The sequence below is a fragment of the Lacticaseibacillus manihotivorans DSM 13343 = JCM 12514 genome, from assembly GCF_001435035.1.
Classification (GTDB): Bacteria; Bacillota; Bacilli; order Lactobacillales; family Lactobacillaceae; genus Lacticaseibacillus; species Lacticaseibacillus manihotivorans.
Window position 1 is genome coordinate 1 of sequence record NZ_AZEU01000209.1, and the last position, 862, is coordinate 862.

At 45.4% G+C, this 862-nt stretch carries 1 protein-coding gene; it reads left to right on the forward strand.

What is annotated here, in order from left to right:
- Window positions 1-44 precede the first annotated feature (44 nt).
- Entirely contained in the window at window positions 45-692 is a 648-nt protein-coding gene (locus FD01_RS11245) for an HAD hydrolase family protein (RefSeq protein WP_056964365.1), read from the forward strand.
- Window positions 693-862 lie beyond the last annotated feature (170 nt).

Here is an 862-nt window from a genome sequence, read left to right on the forward strand (position 1 = left end):
CGTAGGCTACTACTTGCGTTACAACATCAGTTATCGAGATCTAGTTGAAATGCGCGAGTTTTCCCGATTACCCTGATTTGATCTATATCTCCGAAAATGGTGCATACATTCGCGACGCCCACCAGATCTATCAAAAAGCGGTGTTCACCCAAGCGCAACTGACGCAAATGCTGAACGTCCTTCAAGACTTTCCAACGTGCAAGGTGCTGTTATCAGGTGTGAATTCTGCATATGTTTTAGCCGATAATGATCAAGCCTTTATCGATGATCGGCATTTTTATTATGATCAGTTGGCAACAGTGACGAGCTTTGATGAGGTTGATGATGAAATCCTAAAAATCGGCATCACTTGTCCCGATGATGAAACCGATCAAATCGTTGAAGCCTTGCGCGAACCGCTCAAAAGCGTCGCCGAACCGACTTCTAGTGGGCACGGCGATATCGACTTGATCCATCCTGGGATTCACAAAGCCGCAGCGCTGGCCAGTTTAGGCAATTGGTTGAAAGTCGATTTTGAAGAAATGGCAGCTTTTGACGATGGCGGCAATGATATCGAAATGTTGAAGACGGTTGGCTTAGGGGTCGCGATGCAAAATGCGACCCCGGCAGTTAAGGCTGCAGCTGACGATCAAACCACTGAAGATAATGAACGTCAAGGGGTGCTGGGCTACTTGGAAAACTTACTTAAATAAAACTGGCAACTGACCTTTACCCCCAAAGTTGGAACAAAACTTTGGGGGTATTTGTATGACCAAGATTTCAGTAGAAACTTATATCGAAGCAGCAGAGTGTTATCTTACTGGCAACGAATCTAAACGAAGTGTTGGCAAGCGTTTCGGAATTGCGCATATGATTTTTCTGG